Source organism: Microcoleus sp. BR0-C5 (assembly GCF_036705045.1).
Classification (GTDB): domain Bacteria; phylum Cyanobacteriota; class Cyanobacteriia; order Cyanobacteriales; family Microcoleaceae; genus Microcoleus.
Window position 1 is genome coordinate 1 of record NZ_JAUBTR010000159.1, and the last position, 3,746, is coordinate 3,746.

At 42.6% G+C, this 3,746-nt stretch carries 1 protein-coding gene and 1 pseudogene; both read right to left on the minus strand.

Annotated elements, in window-relative coordinates:
- Positions 1–26: 26 nt before the first annotated feature.
- A complete protein-coding gene (locus QUB08_RS31440) occupies positions 27–2,579 on the minus strand; it encodes a tetratricopeptide repeat protein (RefSeq protein WP_333230167.1) in 2,553 nt (850 codons plus the stop codon).
- A gap of 58 nt (positions 2,580–2,637) precedes the next feature.
- A pseudogene (locus QUB08_RS31445) lies at positions 2,638–3,306 on the minus strand (DUF1822 family protein); the annotation flags it as partial.
- Positions 3,307–3,746: the final 440 nt, after the last annotated feature.

Consider the following 3,746-nt stretch of genomic DNA (forward strand, 5'->3'; position numbering starts at 1 on the left):
TGATTTTAAATCACCCTAACCTTCCTTCAGTCTTGTCTTATGGTACTCTGGCTGCTTAAAAACTGTCCGGAGTATTGATAGACAAGAGATAATGTATTTTGAATCGTTGCCCATTGTATCGGAAATCCTTCGGGGGTAAATACTTGTAGGGCATTTTGGCAGCAGGCGATCGCTTGTTCTTGATTTTCGGCGCGATCGCCCTTAAAACGGCGACGATAAGCCATGCCGAGAAGCATCTGACAAAGCGCCCACTCTTCAGGAGTAGATTCGCGGGTTAAGGCTGTGGCAGCAATTTTGTAACCTGCGATCGCAATTTCTAAATTATTAGCCTCATTACCTTTTTTGAATTCGCTTATGCGCCAGCTTAAAATCCAAATACCCGAAGCAATTTCTTTTCTTTTTTCAGGTGGAACTTCGGATAGCATAGCATCGTCTTCATCTGGCATCTCGTCAACAAAAATCTCGTCAAGTTGCTCTGGGTTAGCGTCAAGAAATATTTTCTGTACCCACTTGATAAAAATTTCGTTTATTGGTTCTGGGTTAGCTGTCAACGATATAAGTTTTTGCGCTATTTTAACAAAATACTTCTCAATTTGCTCTCGCTCATGTTCAAGTAAAGTATCAACTCGAATTTTAGCTTGAGTTTCGGAAATAACTTGCAATAATTCAAAGGGTAAATTAGGGCGGATTTTATGTTGAATAAAATTCCATTGTTCGGGGAAGTCTTCTTTGGTAAAAACAGTAGCTGCAACTTCGTAGCCTGTCTTAGCAATCTTCCAGTTGTTTTCTGCATTGCCTTTGGGGAAATTTTCAATCAGGCTGCTAAAGTTGAGAACTCTTGCCGCTAAATTGATTGCTTCCCCTGGCCCTACTTGAGATATATCAAACTTTATTAGACTTAATCGTTCTACAAAACTGTTGTCCAGTTTATCTAGGTTTGCTTCGAGAATATGGTACAAAGCTTGCGGATTATTTTCGTTTTTTGCAACGGTGTCTAAGACTTTAATAAGAAACTGTGAAATAGAACTTACTTGCTGGAGGTGAACATTTTCTAGTAGGCCTAAAATAACAGGAAAACTTGAGCGTTCAGCATATTCTTTAGCTTTTTCTAGTTCTCCACAGTTCATGCAAAGCCCTACTATTTGTGTGTAAGCAGAAATTTTTGCAGGAATTTCTTGATGTAAAGATTCAGAATCACCCCAGCGGCTGAGCATCTCTACAGCTTCAATTACAATCTCAAAACCTTCAAAAGCTTCTGCCTTTTTGGCAGTAGCCAATGCTACCTTTCCCAACTCAAGTCCGGTTTCGATGCACTCTCTAGGGAAGGAAGCAGGTGTAAAGACTTTTAAGGCCGCTTGAAAACAGGTTAAAGCATTAGCAATTTGTGCCAATTTGCGGTAAGCAAAACCCAAATCTAACTGGGTTTTAGCCCATCTTTCTGGATAGGTTTCGGGGGTATAAATTTGTAAAGCGGCTTGATAGGCTGCGATCGCCCGTTCCTGGTTCTGGATTTTGTCCCCTAAAATCCTTTCGCTATAGGCAAGACCAAGGTGAAATTGGCTACTAGCCCAATCGGAATCAGTGCGAACTTTTAAGGCAACTTGATAACACGCGATCGCTTTCTCGAAATTTTGCGCTCGCTCTCCTTCAACTCGGCGAGTGTAAGCAAGTGCCAGGTTATTTTGCAGTGTTCCCCAAAGTTCAGGATCTCGATCGCGGCTAACAACTTGCAAGGCTTCTTCATAGCAAGCGATCGCCTTTTCTAAATTCTCAGCTTCATCTCCGACGATTCTGTCACTGTAAACAAGACCGAGATTATTTTGCACCATCGCCCACTCTTGGGGAGAAGTATCGCGAGTGAAAATTTGCAAAGCATTGGTGCAAGCGGTTAGGGCTTTTTCAAGGTTTTCGGAGCGATCGCCCCAAATCCGATTGCGGTATGCTGGAGCTAAATCGCTTTGGATTTGCACCCAAATTTGGGGTAAAACCTCACGAGTCAAAATCTTGGCAGTTCCTTCAAAACCTGCGATCGCAATTTCCAGGTTAATTGCCCTATTGCCCAGTGGAAACAGCCAGAGCATTTTGCAGAAAGATATCAGTAAAAGTGCGATCGCTTTTTTTAGTTTTTGCGGGGTTCTCAGGAGCGTACAATCTATCCAGAGGCGAAATTGCAGCAAAAAATATTCATTCAGTTTGTCTGAGTTAATTGCTAGTATCTGGTAAGCTGTTTGTTCGTCCCCTTTTAATAAAATTGTCCGCAATACTTCCCACAATAAAGCCGGAGCTTTAACAAAAGTGCCTGTTACTGGTGAGCCATCTGCTCCTATGTAAGACCTGTATAAAAAATCAGCCAAATCGATTAACAAATTAGCACCAGAAATCTCCCTCTGTGCTACCAGAATTGTAGCGACCATTTCCATCATTTCCACCAAACCAACATCCACCAAGTCCGGGTGCTTCCTTAAAATTTTCAGTTCCTTACCGCGAGGACATTGGAGGAGCGCTTGAATCAGCTTGAAATAAGCTGTCTGGCGTTTTGTCGTTTGGGGAGCTTTCTTCGGGCCGAATCCTTTTGCCATATTCTTTACAGGTTACGAAGGGGATACTACATATACACATCAGCTATCCGCTCCAAAATTACGCAGCATCCCTCCATATTTCTGCTAACTTTTCCAGCAGTGCTTCGGCTAAATCTTGTAAATCAGTGTCGGCGCTATCCGCACTTTCACGAGTAAACTCCCCTCCTGCGGCACTCCCGGCTAACATCTCTCCCGCTGCGTACCGCCACTCGTACTCCTCGCAAGTTCGATAAATACGCTCGAATTGAGCAACAATATTGCTCTGCGATTGAGTTTCTATCTGAGAGCGCACCTGTACCGCCACTGGATCGTCAGTTTCTAAGAAGGCGATCGCTTCTTCTAAACGAGTAATCTGTTCAATTAAAGCGTCGATCGGCATCAGTTCTGCTACCGCGAGTTGTTGCGGGGGATTTGAGCTATCTAAGGTGGGAGCAAATCCCAATAGTTGCACGGAGTCAAGGCGATCGCTAAACTGTACTCCCACATATCCAATCCGATTTTCTATTACTTCTGCGGGTAAGAAAATGCTTGTTTCACCAGGTAAAACTGGGCGGCATTCTAAGGAACCAATGCCAGTAATTAGCAAGTCAGCGACATTAGCTAGCGCTGTTTTTACTTGATTGAAGCTATCAGAACCTTCCAAATCGGTTTCAATTTGCAGCCATTTTAAATATCTGTGAACTGCGTAAACTGCCAGTGCATTCAAGTAAACTCGTTTTCCTTTTTGGACTGTACTTTGTTTGAACGGCTGCCAACTGTCGCGCCATTTCGTGAGCTTTTAACTCTAGCGGTACTGTTAATAGAGGGAGTTCTGCAATATTCATGGTTTTGGTTCCTGCTCATATCCTAGAGTGCGGGCTATTTCTTGCAACGAAGGTTCACATTTTCTATCCCAGTGAGAATTCAGAGTTGTGTACTTAACGTTTAACTCTTTTGCTAAGTCTTTAAACTTGTCTGGGGGTTCTTTTAACACTCTTCTTTTGCTGAGGAATTGGCAGTTACACTCCGGGTAAGAACGAGGGTAACTATTTTTTAGCTTGCCTTCTGGATCTTGCTCAATATAAAGTTCTAGTTGGAGACCTATTCGCTGAGGAATGAGAATTAAATAACATCAGCGATGTATAATAAATAAATGAGTGAATATGAAGAGGTGTATGTTTCGGTAGA